21 protein-coding genes are annotated in these 17,011 nt (G+C 60.8%); 9 read left to right on the top strand and 12 right to left on the bottom strand.

Translation table 11 applies throughout. The features are described 5' to 3' along the window. Positions 1-24: 24 nt before the first annotated feature. Positions 25-195, bottom strand: coding sequence for a hypothetical protein (locus KVG85_RS21300; RefSeq protein ID WP_185015296.1), 171 nt, complete (start codon positions 193-195; stop codon positions 25-27). 404 nt (positions 196-599) lie between these two features. Here KVG85_RS21300 and KVG85_RS21305 point away from each other — a divergent pair, with 404 nt between their 5' ends. Beyond that, entirely contained in the window at positions 600-869 is a 270-nt protein-coding gene (locus KVG85_RS21305; RefSeq protein ID WP_150793773.1) for a HigA family addiction module antitoxin, read from the top strand. Between the two features lie 213 nt (positions 870-1,082). On the opposite strand, the gene KVG85_RS21310 is transcribed toward KVG85_RS21305, so the two are convergent. Further along, positions 1,083-1,343: an accessory factor UbiK family protein gene (locus KVG85_RS21310; RefSeq protein ID WP_007920416.1), complete on the bottom strand. Its 261-nt coding sequence runs from the start codon at positions 1,341-1,343 to the stop codon at positions 1,083-1,085. A gap of 394 nt (positions 1,344-1,737) precedes the next feature. Between KVG85_RS21310 and glnK the strand changes: the two genes are divergently transcribed. The 4 genes from glnK (at position 1,738) to sutA (ending at position 4,520) form a co-directional block, all read left to right on the top strand. Then, positions 1,738-2,076, top strand: a complete 339-nt coding sequence (glnK, locus tag KVG85_RS21315; protein WP_002555808.1) for a P-II family nitrogen regulator — start codon at positions 1,738-1,740, stop codon at positions 2,074-2,076. A 37-nt stretch (positions 2,077-2,113) separates the two neighbouring features. After that, positions 2,114-3,451 (top strand): ammonium transporter, encoded by a 1,338-nt coding sequence (locus KVG85_RS21320; RefSeq protein ID WP_041476939.1) that lies wholly within the window; start codon positions 2,114-2,116, stop codon positions 3,449-3,451. A gap of 215 nt (positions 3,452-3,666) precedes the next feature. Further along, complete coding sequence (locus KVG85_RS21325; protein ID WP_073470955.1) at positions 3,667-4,092, top strand: secondary thiamine-phosphate synthase enzyme YjbQ; 426 nt, start codon at positions 3,667-3,669, stop codon at positions 4,090-4,092. A gap of 101 nt (positions 4,093-4,193) precedes the next feature. Next, the gene (gene sutA / locus KVG85_RS21330; protein WP_016772583.1) at positions 4,194-4,520 is read left to right on the top strand and encodes a dormancy-specific transcriptional regulator SutA; all 327 of its coding nucleotides are present in this window, start codon (positions 4,194-4,196) and stop codon (positions 4,518-4,520) included. 189 nt (positions 4,521-4,709) lie between these two features. Here the strand turns inward: sutA and KVG85_RS21335 are convergent, their stop codons facing one another. Genes KVG85_RS21335 through lptM form a run of 6 tightly spaced genes read right to left on the bottom strand, consistent with a single transcriptional unit; the run spans position 4,710 to position 9,316 of the window. Further along, positions 4,710-5,417: an HAD family hydrolase gene (locus KVG85_RS21335; RefSeq protein WP_217864883.1), complete on the bottom strand. Its 708-nt coding sequence runs from the start codon at positions 5,415-5,417 to the stop codon at positions 4,710-4,712. Beyond that, positions 5,414-6,313: a tyrosine recombinase XerC gene (gene xerC, locus KVG85_RS21340; RefSeq protein WP_217864884.1), complete on the bottom strand. Its 900-nt coding sequence runs from the start codon at positions 6,311-6,313 to the stop codon at positions 5,414-5,416. Before xerC ends, KVG85_RS21335 begins: the two co-directional genes overlap by 4 nt. A gap of 2 nt (positions 6,314-6,315) precedes the next feature. Next, the gene (locus KVG85_RS21345) at positions 6,316-7,041 is read right to left on the bottom strand and encodes a DUF484 family protein (RefSeq protein ID WP_024014772.1); all 726 of its coding nucleotides are present in this window, start codon (positions 7,039-7,041) and stop codon (positions 6,316-6,318) included. Between the two features lie 13 nt (positions 7,042-7,054). Continuing rightward, entirely contained in the window at positions 7,055-7,885 is an 831-nt protein-coding gene (gene dapF / locus KVG85_RS21350) for a diaminopimelate epimerase (RefSeq protein ID WP_122506201.1), read from the bottom strand. Between the two features lie 3 nt (positions 7,886-7,888). Further along, entirely contained in the window at positions 7,889-9,136 is a 1,248-nt protein-coding gene (gene lysA, locus KVG85_RS21355; protein ID WP_056791636.1) for a diaminopimelate decarboxylase, read from the bottom strand. A 9-nt stretch (positions 9,137-9,145) separates the two neighbouring features. Further along, complete coding sequence (gene lptM / locus KVG85_RS21360; protein ID WP_016772589.1) at positions 9,146-9,316, bottom strand: LPS translocon maturation chaperone LptM; 171 nt, start codon at positions 9,314-9,316, stop codon at positions 9,146-9,148. A gap of 315 nt (positions 9,317-9,631) precedes the next feature. On the opposite strand from lptM, the gene cyaY reads away from it, so the two are divergent. The 3 genes from cyaY to rnk all read left to right on the top strand — a co-directional run bounded on the left by cyaY (position 9,632) and on the right by rnk (position 10,862). Further along, positions 9,632-9,964 carry an iron donor protein CyaY gene (gene cyaY / locus KVG85_RS21365; RefSeq protein WP_077575013.1) on the top strand — a complete coding sequence of 111 codons (333 nt, stop codon included), beginning with the start codon at positions 9,632-9,634 and terminating at the stop codon, positions 9,962-9,964. A 3-nt stretch (positions 9,965-9,967) separates the two neighbouring features. After that, positions 9,968-10,189 (top strand): DUF1289 domain-containing protein, encoded by a 222-nt coding sequence (locus KVG85_RS21370; RefSeq protein ID WP_110599860.1) that lies wholly within the window; start codon positions 9,968-9,970, stop codon positions 10,187-10,189. A gap of 253 nt (positions 10,190-10,442) precedes the next feature. Beyond that, on the top strand, positions 10,443-10,862 hold the full coding sequence (rnk, locus tag KVG85_RS21375) for a nucleoside diphosphate kinase regulator (RefSeq protein ID WP_039757397.1): 420 nt from the start codon (positions 10,443-10,445) through the stop codon (positions 10,860-10,862). Positions 10,863-10,871: 9 nt separating this feature from the next. Here rnk and KVG85_RS21380 read toward each other — a convergent pair whose 3' ends face one another. From KVG85_RS21380 to KVG85_RS21390, 3 genes are all read right to left on the bottom strand, one after another. Continuing rightward, on the bottom strand, positions 10,872-13,715 hold the full coding sequence (locus KVG85_RS21380; RefSeq protein ID WP_217864885.1) for a class I adenylate cyclase: 2,844 nt from the start codon (positions 13,713-13,715) through the stop codon (positions 10,872-10,874). Positions 13,716-13,896: 181 nt separating this feature from the next. Then, positions 13,897-14,142 (bottom strand): TIGR02647 family protein, encoded by a 246-nt coding sequence (locus KVG85_RS21385; RefSeq protein WP_016772594.1) that lies wholly within the window; start codon positions 14,140-14,142, stop codon positions 13,897-13,899. Between the two features lie 196 nt (positions 14,143-14,338). Then, positions 14,339-14,629, bottom strand: coding sequence for a hypothetical protein (locus tag KVG85_RS21390; protein WP_122698690.1), 291 nt, complete (start codon positions 14,627-14,629; stop codon positions 14,339-14,341). Positions 14,630-14,752: 123 nt separating this feature from the next. On the opposite strand from KVG85_RS21390, the gene KVG85_RS21395 reads away from it, so the two are divergent. Next, a complete protein-coding gene (locus tag KVG85_RS21395; protein ID WP_217864886.1) occupies positions 14,753-15,412 on the top strand; it encodes a glutathione S-transferase family protein in 660 nt (219 codons plus the stop codon). 128 nt (positions 15,413-15,540) lie between these two features. Here KVG85_RS21395 and argH read toward each other — a convergent pair whose 3' ends face one another. After that, on the bottom strand, positions 15,541-16,935 hold the full coding sequence (argH, locus tag KVG85_RS21400; RefSeq protein ID WP_110599872.1) for an argininosuccinate lyase: 1,395 nt from the start codon (positions 16,933-16,935) through the stop codon (positions 15,541-15,543). Between the last annotated feature and the right edge of the window lie 76 nt (positions 16,936-17,011).

Below are 17,011 nucleotides of genomic sequence, written 5' to 3' on the forward strand. Positions count from 1 at the left end.
GTCAGGCGGTCATTTTTGCGGTACTCAGGTTCCACCACCGGCGAGCCAACCATCGGGCTCCATTTCCTTGCCATAGGTCGCGGCTACTTTCAGAAAATGCCGCTGGCTGGCTGAAACTCTGTCCGGCAAACCGAGTGCCCCGGTACCTGGTTTGGAAACCCGTGCCGGTTGGGTTTTCTGTTTCTTCTGCTTCATAAACACCTCACGTGCCGGGATGCTTGATTCGATCTTATTGGGCTTCTACCGGCCAGCGCGCCGCTTGGCTCAAGCGCTGGCCCACATGTAACAGCAACTTCAATAAATCGCCGTTGGTTGGCTGACATATTTCCAGCCAAACGGAGTGCTTCGAGGTGCAAATCAACAATCTGAAATAGCTTTTCCTTCCTCTTCTTATCCTTCAGATACCTCCATCTTGATGGGCGTATTTCGTTTGCCAATGTAATGACATGCGTAAGGGCTGCGTAACTGGGCGAAGATGCTGATGTTTGTAGGACTATGCCCTAATAGATGTAGGACGCCGGCGAAAGGTTTCAACGGTCTGGTATCGCGGAGTCGGATGCTCCAGTTTGGTCACTCAACGCAGCCTCTGGAGGCGAAAAATGAACCGCAATGGTATGCGCCCGATTCATCCGGGCGAGGTTCTGAATAAGGAGTTCATGGAGCCGTTGGGCATGACTGTCATGGATCTGGCCATGCCCACGAACTGGCCCGAAAGTGAGATCGAAAAGCTTGTGAAATGCCAGCTCAGGATCTGCGCCGATCTGGCAATCAGCCTTGCCACTCATCTCAACACTACGCCTGAGTTCTGGATGAATCTCCAATCGACTTACGATTTGCGCAGGGCCCAGCTCCGGCATGCGGGCTTATAGCGATTGCAGCATCCGCGAAGCCCTTTTCCACCATGGCCCTGCCCGGGTCGCCAAACCCGCTGCTGAACATTCAGCATCAGATGAGCTTAGAAACCTGGGCTTTTTGGCGCAATCGGACGGCGGTTATTTAAGGTTGTAGGACGTTGCCGGGATGGTCGAAGGGCTATAGATCAAAAAATCGCAGCCTTCGGCAGCTCCTACAGGGGACGCGAATTATTCAGCGGGCGGTGTCAGCTTCGCTTCCATCTCGGCGACTTTGGCTTCGAGGCTTTCGAGGCGGGCGCGCGTGCGAGCCAACACCACCATCTGACTATCAAACTCTTCCCGGCTGACCAGATCGAGTTTGCTGAAGGCACTTTGCAGCAGCATTTTGAACTGGCTTTCGATTTCGGCTTTCGGCAGTGGCGTGTCGCCGCTGAACAGGCGGGAGGCGGTGCCGCTCAGGGCGTCGAGGAAGTCTTTGGGCGCGAGCATGGGGAATGTCCTGGAAACAATGGCCGGCAGTGTATCACGCAGTGTCTATAGTCAATCCCGTTGCACGGATGCACGCTTTTCGCGCAGGGGGACGGACGGTGGCGCACCGTTGTTGTGCGTATCGGCAAAAGCTTTTCTGCCCGAGCGCGTGCAACAGGGGCCAAGAGATTGAAATGCAGGGTTTTTGCCGAGCTGGCAAGGTTTCTGCTTAGTCACCCTCGACCCATGCACTGATGCAGTCGCTGTGACGAATGCAGTGCGGCAGACGAAGCGGGGAGTTTCGTCTGATGCGGTTAGCTGGCGTCAACGATGCGTTACAAAGCCAGGCACTGCGCTTAGACTTGAGACGGGTTTGTTTTCCTGGGGCAAGTCCACCAATTCGGGAGAGAGTTTCATGAAGCTAGTCACTGCCATCATCAAGCCGTTCAAGTTGGACGACGTGCGCGAGTCGCTGTCCGAAATCGGCGTGCAGGGCATTACCGTTACTGAAGTCAAAGGCTTCGGCCGGCAGAAGGGTCACACCGAGCTGTATCGCGGCGCGGAATATGTGGTCGATTTTCTGCCCAAGGTGAAAATCGACGTGGCCATCGACGACAAGGATCTGGATCGGGTTATCGAGGCGATAACCAAAGCGGCCAACACCGGCAAGATCGGTGACGGCAAGATCTTCGTGGTCAATCTGGAACAGGCGATCCGCATCCGTACCGGCGAAACCGATACCGACGCGATCTAAGCGCCGCCACAAACCCAACGCCCCAGGAGAAAACAATATGACTCTGCGTAAATTCGCAGGGCTAGGCGCCCTGTTGTCCATCGTAATGCCCGGCATCGCCATGGCGGCAGACGAAGTGGCAGCGCCAGTCCTCAATTCCGGCGACACCGCCTGGATGCTCACCTCGACAGCGCTCGTGCTGTTCATGACCATCCCCGGGCTGGCGCTGTTCTACGGCGGTATGGTTCGCTCGAAAAACATTCTTTCCGTGCTGATGCAGTGCTTCGCCATTACCGGTCTGATCAGCATCCTGTGGGTCATTTATGGCTACAGCATTGCGTTCGACACCACCGGCATGGAGCAGGGCGTCGTCAACTTCAATTCGTTCTTCGGCGGCATGGGCAAGGCGTTCCTCGCCGGTGTCACGCCTTCGAGCATCACCGGTCCGGCGGCGCTGTTCCCTGAGGCGGTGTTCATCACCTTCCAGATGACCTTCGCGATCATCACCCCGGCGCTGATCGTCGGTGCGTTCGCCGAGCGCATGAAGTTCTCCGCGATGCTGATCTTCATGGGCATCTGGTTCACTCTGGTTTATGCACCGATCGCGCACATGGTCTGGTCCGGTAACGGCGGCCTGATGTGGGACTGGGGCGTGCTCGACTTCGCTGGCGGCACCGTGGTGCACATCAACGCCGGTATCGCCGGTCTGGTCGCGTGCCTGGTACTGGGCAAGCGCAAAGGCTTCCCGACCACACCAATGGCTCCGCACAACCTCGGCTACACGCTGATGGGCGCGGCGATGCTGTGGGTCGGCTGGTTCGGCTTCAACGCCGGTTCCGCTGCCGCTGCCAACGGCACTGCCGGTATGGCCATGCTGGTTACCCAGATCGCCACGGCCGCTGCGGCACTGGGCTGGATGTTTGCCGAGTGGGTCACCCACGGCAAGCCAAGCGCACTGGGCATCGCTTCGGGTGTGGTCGCCGGTCTGGTCGCGATCACTCCGGCCGCTGGCACCGTGGGCCCGATGGGTGCACTGGTGATCGGTCTGGCCGCAGGCGTGGTGTGCTTCTTCTGCGCCACCACCCTGAAACGCAAACTCGGCTATGACGACTCCCTGGATGCCTTCGGCGTGCACGGCATCGGCGGTATCCTCGGCGCGATCCTCACCGGTGTGTTTGCCGCACCGGCACTGGGTGGCTTCGGCACCGTGACTGACATTGGCGCGCAGGTCTGGATCCAGATCAAAGGCGTCGGCTTCACGGTGATCTACACCGCGATCGTCACCTTCATCATCCTCAAGGTGCTGGACGCCGTCATGGGTCTGCGCGTAACCGAGGAAGAAGAGTCGGTCGGCCTCGATCTGGCACAACACAACGAGCGCGGCTACAACCTGTAAGTACGCGCGATAAAAAAACTGCCCGGTTCGCCGGGCATTTTTTTGTCCGGGATTTGTCATTCAGGGAGCGGCTGAAAGGATTTTTCTTACGGCTTTGGTCGTCTTTACGACGAGGCTTTTTCTGCGGGCAATCGCTTACATCGCTGCAGGAATATTAGGGCCTTTGTTTTTTTTCAGAGCACGCTAGAATGCGCCCCGAACGAGCGGAGAACTGTATGTGGCAACAGACTCTGATAACCCTGCGGGCAAGGCCCCGGGGCTTTCATCTGGTGACGGACGAGTTGCTCGCAGGCTTGCCTGAACTCAAGACCTGTCGGGTCGGTCTGTTGCATTTGTGGCTGCAGCACACGTCGGCATCGTTGACCATCAACGAGAACGCCGATCCGGCAGTTCGTCGCGACTTCGAACGATTTTTCAATCGTCTGATCCCACAAGGAACAGACGGCTACGAGCACAACGACGAAGGCCCGGATGATCTCCCGGCGCACTTCAAGGCCAGCGTGCTTGGTTGCCAGGTCAGTCTGCCGGTTGCGGCAGGGCGGCTGGCCCTGGGTACCTGGCAAGGGATTTATCTGGGCGAGCACCGTGATCATGGCGGTGCCCGTAAAGTCCTCGCCACCTTGCACGGTGAACAGGCATGAGCCGCTGCCGGGCAGCGGCAGAAGATTTTTCAACGGCGGCTTCGACAGCCGCCAAAGCTGGTCTATAACTAATCTGCTTTTGGCAAGTCATGAGGTAGAACATGAGCGACGATGATCTGGAAAACGACGACCTCGAAGTAGGCGACGAAGACGAGGCCGAGGAAGGCCTGGAAGCGGCAGCGGAAGACGTTGCCGAAGACGATGGCGGTGACGACACGCCGGCCCCGGCTGCCAAAGGCAAAGCCAAGGCTGCGGTCTCGGTCGACGAGTTGCCGAGCATCGAAGCCAAGAACAAGGAGCGTGACGCCCTGGCCAAGGCCATGGAAGAATTCCTTGCGCGCGGCGGCAAGGTGCAGGAAGTGGAGGCCAACGTGGTCGCCGATCCGCCCAAGAAGCCGGATAACAAGTACGGCAGCCGCCCTATCTGAGGCGCGTCGCTCGCTTGCTGAAAAAGCCCGCCGTCGCTGCGGGCTTTTTTATGCCTGAAATCAATCAGTTGAAAACAAATGCAGTCCCCTGTGGGAGCGAGCCTGCTCGCGAAGGGGGCATGTCAGCCGACATACATGTTGGATGACACACCGCATTCGCGAGCAGGCTCGCTCCCACAGGGCTGTAGATCAGTTCGAGGAGGCATTCCAGCGGGAGAGCACGGCGGGCAATTCGGTCAGGCTGCGAATCTCCGCATCCGGCAAGCGCTCCGCTTCCCAGATCTTGCTCGTCGGGTTGAACCACACCGCGCGCAAGCCTGCCTGCTGAGCGCCGGCAATGTCATCGCCAGGATGATCGCCGACATGCACCGCCGCTGCGGGGCTTACACCGCCGCGCTGCAACGCTTCATGAAACAGCCGCGCATCCGGTTTGGCGATGCCGATGTCTTCGGCGCACAAGGCGAACTTGAAGTAATCCGCCAGCCCCAGCCGACGCACGTCGGCATTGCCATTGGTGACCACGCCGAGGGCATAGTGATTGGCGAGCAGCTCCAGCAGCGGCTCGACTTCGGGAAACACTTCGATCTGATGCCGCGCATGCAGGAACACTTCAAAAGCCTTGTCAGCCAGCTCCCACGCTTCGCCGTGGGCGTACCCGGCTTCCTCCAGCGCATGGAACAGCACACGTCGGCGCAGCGCGCTGATGCGGTGTTTGAGGCCCGGTTCGGCCGTCAGCACTCGCTCGCGAATCGACCACAAATGCTCCACCGGCACCGCGCCCAGGTTCGACGCATGCTCGCTCAGCCATTCGCGCAACACGGTTTCGGCGCTGGCGATCACTGGAGCGGTGTCCCACAGGGTGTCGTCGAGGTCGAAGGTGATCAACTGAATGCTCATGAATCATCGCCTTTCATGCGTTTGGCCCGGGGATGGGCGCTGTCGTAGACCGCCGCCAGATGCTGGAAGTCGAGGTGGGTATAGATCTGTGTGGTTTTGATATCAGAGTGACCGAGCAATTCCTGCACCGCGCGCAGATCCTGCGAGGACTCGAGCAAATGGCTGGCGAAGGAGTGCCGCAGCATGTGCGGATGCAGGTTCTGCCCCAGCTCGCGCTCGCCAGCCAGTTTGACCCGCACCTGAATCGCCCGGGGGCCGAGACGCCGACCTTGCTGGCTGACAAAAACCGCATCGTCCGCCGGGTTGGTCATGGCGCGAAGCGGCAACCAGTGTTCCAGGGCTTCGCGGGCCTTGGTGCCAACCGGCAACAGCCGGGTCTTGCTGCCCTTGCCGAGCACCTGAACCATGCCGTCGGCGAGGTCGAGTTGATCGAGATTGAGCCCGGTCAGCTCGGACAGGCGCAGGCCAGAGGAATAGAACAGCTCGAGAATCGCCTGATCGCGCCGGGCGAGAAAATCGTCCTCGACCGCACCTTCCAGCAGCTGCAATGCGCGGTCGGTATCAAGGGTTTTCGGCAGGCGCCGTTCGCCTTTCGGCGGGGCCAGGCCGGTGGCCGGGTCGTGGTCGCACAGGCCTTCGCGATTCAAGTAGTGATAGAGCCCGCGCACTGCCGAGAGCAGGCGGGCGAGGCTGCGCGAGGACTGGCCTTGCGCATGCAATCGGGCAATCAGGCTGCGCAGGCGCTGGATGTCCAGCGCGGCCCAGCTGCCGATGTTCTGCTTGACGCACCAGCCGAGGACTTTATCGAGGTCGCGGCGATACGCCGACAGGGTGTGCGGCGACACCTGTCGCTCACTGCGCAGATGTTCGCAGTAAGCGTCCAGTTGTCGTTCCATGGTCAGCGTACCGAGCGCAGCGAGCTGTTGACCCGTGGCAGCACGCGGCCCATGACCTCGGCGATGTAACTGAGGAACAGCGTGCCGACCGAGCTCTTGTAGTGCTGCGGGTCGCGGCTGGCGATGGCCAGAATGCCGTGAATGCCCTGATGACTGACGGCAACCACGGCGGTCGAGCCGATCTGCTGGCGCTGTTCTTCGCCGAAGAGGAAGTCCAGCTCATGTTCACGCAGGCTGCCGCTGACGCTTTTGCCTTCGGTGAGCAGGCCGCCAATCGCGGTTTGCGCATCGGCGTGGGTTACCCAGCGGCCGACCGGGGCCGGGTTGTCGCCGAGCAGGATCAGGCTGACGAAGGGCACCTGGAAATCCTGACGCAGGCTGTCTTCAACGCTGATGACCACGTCTTCCAGGGTCGATGCATCCATCAGCGCGAGAATCAGGCGGCGGGTCTTTTCGAACAGGCGATCGTTGTCGCGGGCCACGTCCATCAGATGCGAAAGGCGATGGCGCATCTCGATATTGCGGTCGCGCAGGATGGTCATTTGCCGCTCGACCAGCGACACGGTGTCGCCGCGTCGGTGCGGGATGCGCAACGACGGCAGCAGCTCTTCGTGCTCGACGAAGAAGTCCGGATGAGCCTCCAGGTAGGCGGCAACCGCGGCTGCCTCGAGGCTCTCGGACGCTGATTCGTCGACTGGTCGGGCGGGTACCTGTGGCTTGTCGGTCATGATTTCTGCTCGCTCAAAGACGCACTTGTCCTTCGTATACACGCACTGCCGGACCGGTCATCAACACCGGTTCGCCCGGGCCGGCCCACTCGATGGACAGACGTCCGCCGGGCAGGTCGATCAACAGCGGCGAATCCATCCACCCCTGACTGATGGCTGCCACCGCCGCCGCACAGGCGCCGGTGCCGCAGGCCTGGGTTTCCCCGGCGCCGCGTTCCCACACGCGCAATTGTGCGCGGTGGCGATCGATGACCTGAAGGAAGCCGACATTGACCCGCGCCGGGAAGCGTGGATGGTGTTCGATCTTCGGCCCTAACTCATGCACCGGTGCGCTGTTGATGTCGTCCACGCGGATCACCGCATGGGGATTGCCCATCGATACGGCGGCCAGTTCGACCGTGGTGCCATCGACATCCAGCTGATAACTGGTGGCCTGGGCGGGTGCCTGGAATGGAATGTCTGCCGGCACCAGGCGCGGCGCGCCCATGTTGACGCCGATCTGGCCGTCGTTACGCACGTCCAGCTCGATGATGCCGCCCTTGGTCTCGACCCGGATCTGCCGCTTGGCAGTCAGACGCTTGTCGAGCACGAAGCGGGCGAAGCAGCGCGCACCGTTGCCGCATTGCTCCACTTCCGAGCCGTCGGAGTTGAAGATCCGGTAGCGGAAATCCACATCCGGGTTGCTCGGCGCTTCGACGATCAGCAACTGGTCAAAACCGATACCGGTGTGGCGGTCGCCCCATTGCTTGGCGTGTTTGGGCTGAATGTGCGCGTGCTGGCTGACCAGGTCGAGGACCATGAAGTCGTTGCCCAGGCCGTGCATTTTGGTAAAACGCAGCAGCATGGGTTACTCCGGCAGCAGGCTTTCGCCGGCAAACAGCTCGGCCACGGTTTCGCGGCGACGCACTTCAAAAACCTGATCACCATCCACCAGCACTTCAGCGGCACGGCCGCGAGTGTTGTAGTTGGAGCTCATGACAAAACCGTAGGCACCGGCCGAATGCACTGCCAGCAAGTCGCCTTCTTCCAGCGCCAGCTCGCGGTCCTTGGCGAGGAAGTCGCCGGTTTCGCAGATCGGGCCAACGATGTCGTACTTGCGTGCAGCGCTGTCGCGCGGTTTCACCGCGGTGACGTCCATCCACGCCTGATACAGCGCCGGGCGGATCAGGTCATTCATCGCCGCGTCGACGATGGCGAAATCCTTGTGCTCGGTGTGCTTGAGGTATTCGACCTGCGTCAGCAACACGCCGCCATTGGCAACGATGAAGCGACCCGGTTCGAACACCAGCGCCAGATCACGCCCGTCGAGACGCTCGCGCACGGCTTTGATGTAGTCGGCAGCCAGCGGCGGCTCCTCATCGCGGTAACGCACGCCCAGGCCGCCACCGAGATCGATGTGGCGCAGGTGAATGCCGCAATCGCCGAGGCGGTCGACCAGATCCAGCAGGCGATCGAGTGCATCAATGAACGGCGGCAGGGTGGTCAGTTGCGAACCGATGTGGCAGTCGACACCGACCACTTCCAGGTTCGGCAGATGCGCGGCGCGCACGTACACGTCTTCGGCGTCGGCAATGGCGATGCCGAACTTGTTCTCTTTCAGACCGGTGGAAATGTACGGGTGGGTGCCGGCATCGACGTCCGGGTTCACGCGCAGCGAAACCGGGGCGCGAACACCCAGCTCGGCGGCGACCACTTGCAGGCGCTCGAGCTCGTCGGTGGATTCGACGTTGAAGCAGTGCACGCCGACTTCGAGGGCGCGGCGCATGTCGTCACGGGTCTTGCCGACGCCGGAGAAAACGATCTTGTCGGCGCTGCCACCAGCGGCCAGTACACGTTCCAGCTCACCACGGGAAACGATGTCGAAACCGGCGCCGAGACGGGCCAGGACATTCAGTACACCGAGGTTGGAGTTGGCTTTGACTGCGAAGCAGACCAGATGCGGCATGCCGGCCAGCGCATCGGCGTAGGCCAGATACTGCGCTTCGATGTGGGCGCGCGAGTAGACATAGGTGGGCGTGCCGAAGCGGTCGGCGATGGCGGACAGCGCCACACCTTCCGCGAACAGCTCCCCGCCACGGTAGTTAAAAGCGTCCATGGCGATCCCTTAGTAAACGTCGTGCTTGTGAGCCTTGGATGGCTGCTTCTGCGAAGACTGGGCTTGTTCGGCCGGGTCCTGGTCGTCATCGGGCAGGTACAGCGGGCCTTTTTGACCACAGGCCGAAACCAGGCAGGCAACCGCGACGAGCGCAGCAAGGGAAGAGATCAGGCGCTTCATGGCGAAATCCTTGAAAATGCGTTAATTGCGCCGGAGTATACCGGCCACCCGGCAGCTTGCCTATGCGAGGGGGTTCCCGTCCGGCGGGGCTCCTGTGATGCGCATCATCCCTGTGGGAGCGAGCCTGCTCGCGAAGGCGTCGGCAAATTCAACAGGCTCGTTGCCTGACACACCGCTTTCGCGAGCAGGCTCGCTCCCACGGGGGGCGGTGTTGGATGGGCCGACAGGTGCTTGGTCGTTAATCTTTGCAATCGGCCGGCAGCGTCCGTATCTTTCGGCGCTTGAGCCTGATCAGACATTTTTGAGGTTGCCGCAATGAGTTTGTCCGAAGCCCGTTTCCACGATCTGGTCGATGAAACCCAGGAAAAACTGGAAGACATATTTGACGAAAGCGATCTGGACATCGATCTGGAAAGCTCGGCAGGTGTCTTGACCGTCAAGTTCGAAAACGGCTCGCAGCTGATCTTCAGCCGCCAGGAGCCATTGCGTCAGCTGTGGCTGGCCGCTGTGTCCGGTGGTTTCCACTTCGACTATGACGAAGAAAGCGAGCGCTGGATGTGCGACAAGAGCGAAGAGCAATTGGGCGAAATGCTCGAGCGCATCGTCAAACAGCAGGCTGGCGCCGAATTCGATTTCGAAGGTCTGTGATTCGTGACTGATGCCGCGCCTGTTCGCCCGCCGAAACCGCTCTACAGCAACGTCAGCCCGGCGGTGCCTTCGCCGTGCACGGGCGTATGTCGATTGGACGAACAGAAAGTCTGTCTAGGCTGCGCGCGTCACGTCGAAGATATTCGCGAATGGCGTTCGGCGGATGATCAACGGCGCCGGGTGATTTGCCAGCAGGCTGCCGCACGAAAATCCCAAGCCTGTTGATATCGTGGCGAGGGGATTTATCCCCGTTGGGTCGCGTAGCGGCCCCAAAATCTATACGGCTGCTGCGCAGCCGAACGGGGATAAATCCCCTCGCCACAAGGGTTTCACCCGGGCAAAAAGTGGGTGACTTGTATATTTTTTGAGCTGTGATAGTGTCCGCGAACGCCTCAAACCACCGAGGCACGGTGAAAACCCCGTCTTTTTTGGCGGGGTTTTGCTTTTTTTGTGCAGAAGAAAGGAGTCTGCCTGGATCATGACCGCACCTTCCATCACCCTTACCCGTCTGGACGTGCAACGTCTGGAGCGCCTGATCGACAGCCTGAGCGAGAAAGACCAGGCAGCGCCGGGCGTGATTGCGCTGCAAACCGAGCTGGACCGCGCCGATACCGTGGTCGGCCACGATGAAGTGCCCGCCGATGTCGTGACCATGAATTCCCGCGTGCATTGCCGCGAAGAAGGCAGTGGCAAGGATTACCACCTGACGCTGGTCTATCCCAAGGACGCCAACGCCGATGAAGGCAAGATTTCCATTCTGGCGCCGGTCGGCAGTGCGCTGCTGGGCCTGAAGGTCGGCCAGCACATCGACTGGCCGGCGCCGGGCGGCAAGTCGCTGAAGCTGACCTTGCTGGAAGTGGAATCGCAACCGGTCAACGGTGGCGCCTTTCCCGAATAAATCCCCGCTTCAAACCTGTTCGAGCGCTTCATTCAACGAGCGCTCCAGGTCCGCCTTGTAGCGCAGATACAGATTGCTTGAACTGTGCCCGTCACCGAGCAGCCCCGAGAGATCGAGGTCGGTGATGTAGCAGCGATAGCGTTCGGTCTCGCGGCGCTGCTCGACGATCTCCCGGGCGACCACGCTGAACAACTGGTCGCCATGCTCCAGCTCGCTGAATTCGCGCTGATTGCAATACAGGGTGACCTGCACTTCGCCGGGTGCGGCTTTGCCGATGATTGCCTGTACGTCATAGAACGGTTTGTTCACCGGGGTCTGCGGTGCCGAGCGGGTTTCGACCCTGCGCGCGCGTCCCGGGCCTGACGGCAACAGCTGGTAATACAAAGTCTCGGGGCTGCCCGCAGGGCCACCGTCCATCGGCAATTGCGCTTCACGGCGGTACTGGATCGATTGCAGAAAACGCTGCAGCGGTACCAGCAGACTCTGCTCGTCGTGGTACGGCAGTTGCTGCTGCCACAGCGCATTGAATTCATCCAGCACGTACAGCTCGGCCTGCTGCTCGCTGATGCGGTAGAACACCTGAATGCACTCCGGCTGACCCATCGGCAGGATCAGCGCCAGGTCGTGATCTTCGAGTGCCATCGGGTCCAGGTGCAGCGGGCTGTAGCGCGGTTGTTCTTCGCCCAGATAGTCGAGCAGTGCCGGCAGAGTGGCGAGGGCGACATGGTTGACCTGACCCGGCACCAGCTCCAGCACGTGATAGTGCTGCTGCACTTGAATCAGGTAGCGATGATTCAAATTGCTGAGCAACAGGGTCTGCGCGGTGTCGACGATTTCCTCGACGCGGCGGGCAATGAACTGCGCGCGGTTGTGGCAGAAGCAGCGTACTTTCAGGGATGGCTGCACAGGCCCGCGCGGCAGGTTGTTGAGGTAATCGCGCAGGCAATCGAGCAGCGCATGCGGGCCGTCGAAACGATTGACCAGCACTTCGTTCCAGCTGTTGAGCGTGACCTGATCGAGGGTCAGCACCAGGTTTTCGCGCACGCCGGCATAGCTCAGCGAGTCGGTGCGCTCGGTGGTCATCAGGATGTTCAGATCGCGATGATGCTTGAGCGGGTCGACGCCGACGTTGATCAGCAGCAGCACTTCGCTGGGTACGGCAGCACGCAGCAATGGCTCTTCGGCAACGGTGGGCAAGGGCAGAGCGATGCACTGCTGCAGGCTGCCGAGCAGGTTGAACAGCTCGAACTCGCTCAAGTCGCTGGTGCCCGGATGCAGGGCCAGGCGGGTGCTGCTGTCGATCACGCCGTTGCGGTGGCACCAGGTCAGCAGTTCAAGCAGTTCGCGACTGCGCTTGATCGGCGCAAAGTTTTCCCACTCCAGCGCCGTCAGGCTGCCGTTGTACAGTCCCCACTGGGTCTGCCCCGGCTCTTTTTTGTTCGGGGACTGCACCAGGGTCAGGGTGTCTTCGGCCAGGTCCGGGGCGATGCCCGGATTGATGAACTCGACCTTGTCGGCCTTGCGCTCGAATGCCGCGTAGAGTCGACGGCCGAGCACATTGAGGTCGCGCTTGTTGATCAGGCTGACAGTCTGTTCGCTGCGAGCGAACTGGGTCAGGAAGCGATAGCTGTAGTTGAGTTCATTGACCAGCGCGCGGCGCTCGGCGCTGACCTGGCGGACTTTCCACTGACTGCGGCTGTCGAGCAACGCCAGTTGCCGCTGATCCCAGTGCCACTCGCCGGCCAGGCGTTCAAGCAATGTGCGTTGCCAGCCCTGGCTGCGGCTGTTGCCGGTGAGCTTGCGGTTGACCTTCAGATACAGCGCGCGGCGCACCAGCTCAAGACGTTCCGGTTCGTTGCGGGCAATCAGGTATTCCTCGATACGCCGGTAAACGACCATGTACGGGTCCAGCTCATCGAGATCGAGCTGATTGGCGAACACGGCTTTCTTGAAGCGCAGGCTCAGGCACTGCACCTGCGGGTGTTCGCTGGCGTACACCTCGGTCAGCAGCAGTTTGAGCACCGACTTATAGGGCGACTCGATGCCTTTGAACAACTGCCACAACCCGGCGCCGATGAATTCTCCGGGCGGAATGGTTGCCATCGGCCCGAGATCGAGGGTTTCGTCGGCGCGAATAAAGCGTTTGGACAGCAGGGTGTGGGTGTAAGCGTCGTAGGCCGTTTCTTCATAGACCGGCACCAACCACCAGATCGGCGTGCGCCCGGCCAGCCAGATCGCCGTGCGATAAAACTCGTCGAGCAGCAGATAGTGCTGGGTGCTGCCGCAGTTGTCCGAACTGAGCTTGGAATCGCGTTCGCCTTTGACAAAGCGCGCCGGGTCGATCAGGAAGAAATGCGCTTCGGCACCCTGGCTCGCAGCCCAGGCTTCCAGCACTTGGCACTTCTTGCTCAGCTCGGCGAGCTCGCTTTCGCTCAGATCCGGCCCATGGCAGACCCACACGTCCATATCGCTCTGATCGGCCTGGGCCAGCGTGCCGAGGCTGCCCATCAGGAACAGGCCGTGGATCGGTCGCGGCGGGTTGCTGCCGTGGCGCGGCCTGTAAGAGAACGAGCGAGTCAGGCGCTGCGCCTCGGTCAGCGCATTGGCGTCCGGCTCATAATTCGAGAGACCCGCCGGCGTACTGCCCGAGACATAGCCGGGCAGCAACGGATGATTGACGTGAAAGAACAGCGGCAACAGCGTCAACACGCTTTGCTGGCGCGTCGACAAGCCTTCGAGGGCGCGGCCGAGGCGGCCTTCATTGAGTTTGAGAAAACGTGCGCGCAGTTGGCTGAGAACCTTGCGGTCGATGCCTTCGTCCAGGTCGGGGCGGATTTCGTGGGTGCGGGTCATGTCAGCTCAAACCGGCTTGCAGGCTCGGACGTAGAGGGTCTCGGAATGGCCGCAGTTTAGCCGCTGCGCGGCAGGACGTTTAAGCTGAATTTGTTTTTTGCCGTCAGTTTTTTATCGACAGCGATCGGGCGGGCCCGCGGAAATCCCGTGGCAGGAGTTCCCGTGGGCAAAGTCAGAGAAATCAGGCGGTTTCCTGTTCTTTCAAAATCGTCAGTACGGTCTGCACGTTTTGCGCGGCATCGCGACCGAGGCTGGTCAGATAACCGCCATCGGGCTGGTCGGTGAGTTCTTTTTCAAAGAGGCGCTGGGCAGCAGCGATGTGTTTCGGGGCAGCGGTCTGGTGAATTTTCAGACCTTCCTGGGAACTGTCCAGGTTGAAGAGTGCAAGGACTTCCAGTTCGGCAACCAACTCAGGGGTAAGCGACATAAGGACTCCAGACTTTCTAGGAATTGGACGACAGCGCCTCTAAGGTGAACCCGCTGGTGCAGCATGTCCAGTGCTCGGATCAGGGGATTTTGTCTTGAGGCGAATTCCAGTGTAGTCGGGCGGCAGCAGATGGCTGGATGGATGCGTAACAAACCCTGTGGGAGCGAGCCTGCTCGCTCCCACAGGAATGATGTGGTTACTGCTTTTCCGGTGGCAGCTCTGGCAAAGCGCGCAGTGCTGCTTCGTACCACTGGGTGTCGAACGGGCGATCTTCATCGAGCATCGCGTCAATTTCAAAAGCCAGCACGTGGGCCATCAGATTGAGGATCTCCTCACGGTCCATGCCGACCAAAGTCAGCTTGTTCAACGTCGCCTTGGCCGCCGGCGGGTTGTCGCTTTCAATCTGGTTCTCGATGGCTTCGATCAGCGTCGCTTCGGTGAATGCTTCTTCGTCGTCATCGTTGACGATATCTGTCGGCTCGCTCATGGCAGGCTCCTCAGGGAAAGGCGCCAGTTTACCCGCATTCAGCGGCGTGATGCTGCTGGCGGGAAACGCCGCGGCGATCTATAAACAGGCACTGCCCACCCCGCACGGCCTGGAGGCTCTGTGATGTTCAAGCTCTACGGATTTGCTGTCAGCAACTACTACAACATGGTCAAACTGGCGCTGCTGGAAAAAGGCCTGCCCTTCGAAGAGGTGACCTTCTACCCGGCGCAAACCCCGGAGTCACTGGCGATCAGCCCGCGCGGCAAGGTCCCGGTACTGGGCGTCGACGCCGGTTATATCAACGAAACCGCGATCATCCTCGAATACCTCGAACAAGCACAAAAGGGCACGCCGCTCCTGCCCAGCGATCCGTTCGAGCGCGCGCAGGTATTGGCGATTGCCAAGGAGATCGAGTTGTACATCGAGTTGCCGGGGCGTGCCTGCTATGGCGAGGCGTTTTTCGGTGTGACATTGCCGGAGGCTATCAAGGAGAAGACCCGGACCGAGCTGCTGCTGGGCTTCGCCGCGCTGGGCCGTCATGGCAAGTTCGCCCCTTATGTGGCGGGTGACAGCCTGAGCATTGCCGACTTGTATTTCCTCTACAGCGTGCCGCTGGCCTGTGCGGTCGGGCAGAAGCTGTTCGGGATTGATCTGCTGGCCGAGATGCCGCAGGCGAAAGCCTTGCTGGAGCGGCTTGAGCAGAATCCGCATGTGCAGAAGATCGCGGCGGACAAGGACGCGGCGATGCCGGCGTTTTTGGCGATGATTGCTGCCAAGAAGTGAATTTTGTAGCGCTCTGAAGGAAGCCTTCGCGAGCAGGCTCGCTCCCACATTGGGCCGGTGGTGAACACAAATTTTGTGAACATCCAGAATCCCTGTGGGAGCGAGCCTGCTCGCGAAGCTCTTGGCTTTTAGCGGCTGGCGATCAGGGCCTGACCGCGCGCCACCGCAGCCTTGACCTGCGCCGGCGCAGTCCCGCCGATATGGTCGCGGGCATTCACCGAGCCTTCGAGGGTCAGCACGGCAAACACGTCCTGCTCGATCTGATCACTGAACTGACGCAGTTCTTCCAGGCTCATCTCCGCCAGATCCTTGCCGCTGTCGACGCCGTATTTCACTGCGTGGCCCACGATTTCGTGGCAATCACGGAACGGCAGACCACGGCGCACCAGATAATCCGCCAGGTCAGTCGCAGTGGAGAAACCGCGCAGTGCCGCTTCACGCATGATCGCGTGTTTCGGCTTGATCGCCGGGATCATGTCGGCGAACGCGCGCAGCGAGTCGCGCAGGGTGTCGGCGGCGTCGAACAGCGGTTCCTTGTCTTCCTGGTTGTCCTTGTTGTAGGCCAGCGGCTGGCCTTTCATCAGGGTCAGCAGGCCCATCAGCGCGCCGAAGACGCGGCCGGTCTTGCCGCGCACCAACTCAGGCACGTCGGGGTTTTTCTTTTGCGGCATGATCGAGCTGCCGGTGCAGAAGCGATCCGGCAGATCGATGAACTGGAACTGCGCGCTGGTCCACAGCACCAGCTCTTCGGAGAAGCGCGACAGGTGCATCATCGCGATGCTCGCGGCCGAGCAGAATTCGATGGCGAAGTCGCGATCGGAAACGTTGTCCAGCGAGTTGCCGCCGACGGCGTCGAAGCCGAGCAGTTGCGCGGTGTATTCGCGGTCGATCGGGTAGGTCGTGCCGGCCAGCGCGGCGCTGCCCAGCGGCATGCGGTTGGTGCGCTTGCGGCAGTCGACCAGACGCTCGTAGTCGCGGCTGAGCATTTCGAACCAGGCCAGCATGTGGTGCCCGAAAGTCACTGGCTGCGCGGTCTGCAAGTGGGTAAAGCCCGGCATGATGCTCGCGGCCTCACGCTCGGCTTGCTCCAGCAGGCCTTTTTGCAGGCGGGTGATCTCGGCGAGGATCAGGTCGATTTCATCGCGCAGCCACAGGCGGATATCGGTGGCGACCTGGTCGTTGCGGCTGCGCCCGGTGTGGAGCTTTTTACCGGTGACGCCGATGCGGTCGGTCAGGCGCGCTTCGATGTTCATGTGCACGTCTTCGAGGTCGACGCGCCAGTCGAACTGGCCGGCCTCGATTTCGCCCTGAATGGTCTTCAGGCCATCGATGATGCTGTCGCGCTCGGCATCGGTCAGCACGCCGACCTTGGCCAGCATGGTGGCGTGGGCGATCGAGCCCATGATGTCGTGGCGATACAGGCGCTGGTCGAAAGTGACGGAGGCGGTGAAGCGGGCGACGAAGGCGTCGACGGGTTCACTGAAGCGGCCGCCCCAGGACTGATTGGTCTTGTCAGTGCTCATGAATTCGCTCGTATCGGCTTGAAGAAATGGCGTGAAACGCTGGCGCGGATAATAACAGGGTTGCCAATCCTGTCGC

It is taken from the genome of Pseudomonas triticicola, from assembly GCF_019145375.1.
GTDB classification, from domain to species: domain Bacteria; phylum Pseudomonadota; class Gammaproteobacteria; order Pseudomonadales; family Pseudomonadaceae; genus Aquipseudomonas; species Aquipseudomonas triticicola.

Bases quoted from the DNA above. Each gene is read 5' to 3' on its own strand.
- KVG85_RS21300 (WP_185015296.1), bottom strand. From the start codon at position 195: ATGAAGCAGAAGAAACAGAAAACCCAACCGGCACGGGTTTCCAAACCA.
- KVG85_RS21305 (WP_150793773.1), top strand. From the start codon at position 600: ATGAACCGCAATGGTATGCGCCCGATTCATCCGGGCGAGGTTCTGAAT.
- KVG85_RS21310 (WP_007920416.1), bottom strand. From the start codon at position 1,343: ATGCTCGCGCCCAAAGACTTCCTCGACGCCCTGAGCGGCACCGCCTCC.
- glnK (WP_002555808.1), top strand. From the start codon at position 1,738: ATGAAGCTAGTCACTGCCATCATCAAGCCGTTCAAGTTGGACGACGTG.
- KVG85_RS21320 (WP_041476939.1), top strand. From the start codon at position 2,114: ATGACTCTGCGTAAATTCGCAGGGCTAGGCGCCCTGTTGTCCATCGTA.
- KVG85_RS21325 (WP_073470955.1), top strand. From the start codon at position 3,667: ATGTGGCAACAGACTCTGATAACCCTGCGGGCAAGGCCCCGGGGCTTT.
- sutA (WP_016772583.1), top strand. From the start codon at position 4,194: ATGAGCGACGATGATCTGGAAAACGACGACCTCGAAGTAGGCGACGAA.
- KVG85_RS21335 (WP_217864883.1), bottom strand. From the start codon at position 5,417: ATGAGCATTCAGTTGATCACCTTCGACCTCGACGACACCCTGTGGGAC.
- xerC (WP_217864884.1), bottom strand. From the start codon at position 6,313: ATGGAACGACAACTGGACGCTTACTGCGAACATCTGCGCAGTGAGCGA.
- KVG85_RS21345 (WP_024014772.1), bottom strand. From the start codon at position 7,041: ATGACCGACAAGCCACAGGTACCCGCCCGACCAGTCGACGAATCAGCG.
- dapF (WP_122506201.1), bottom strand. From the start codon at position 7,885: ATGCTGCTGCGTTTTACCAAAATGCACGGCCTGGGCAACGACTTCATG.
- lysA (WP_056791636.1), bottom strand. From the start codon at position 9,136: ATGGACGCTTTTAACTACCGTGGCGGGGAGCTGTTCGCGGAAGGTGTG.
- lptM (WP_016772589.1), bottom strand. From the start codon at position 9,316: ATGAAGCGCCTGATCTCTTCCCTTGCTGCGCTCGTCGCGGTTGCCTGC.
- cyaY (WP_077575013.1), top strand. From the start codon at position 9,632: ATGAGTTTGTCCGAAGCCCGTTTCCACGATCTGGTCGATGAAACCCAG.
- rnk (WP_039757397.1), top strand. From the start codon at position 10,443: ATGACCGCACCTTCCATCACCCTTACCCGTCTGGACGTGCAACGTCTG.
- KVG85_RS21380 (WP_217864885.1), bottom strand. From the start codon at position 13,715: ATGACCCGCACCCACGAAATCCGCCCCGACCTGGACGAAGGCATCGAC.
- KVG85_RS21385 (WP_016772594.1), bottom strand. From the start codon at position 14,142: ATGTCGCTTACCCCTGAGTTGGTTGCCGAACTGGAAGTCCTTGCACTC.
- KVG85_RS21390 (WP_122698690.1), bottom strand. From the start codon at position 14,629: ATGAGCGAGCCGACAGATATCGTCAACGATGACGACGAAGAAGCATTC.
- KVG85_RS21395 (WP_217864886.1), top strand. From the start codon at position 14,753: ATGTTCAAGCTCTACGGATTTGCTGTCAGCAACTACTACAACATGGTC.
- argH (WP_110599872.1), bottom strand. From the start codon at position 16,935: ATGAGCACTGACAAGACCAATCAGTCCTGGGGCGGCCGCTTCAGTGAA.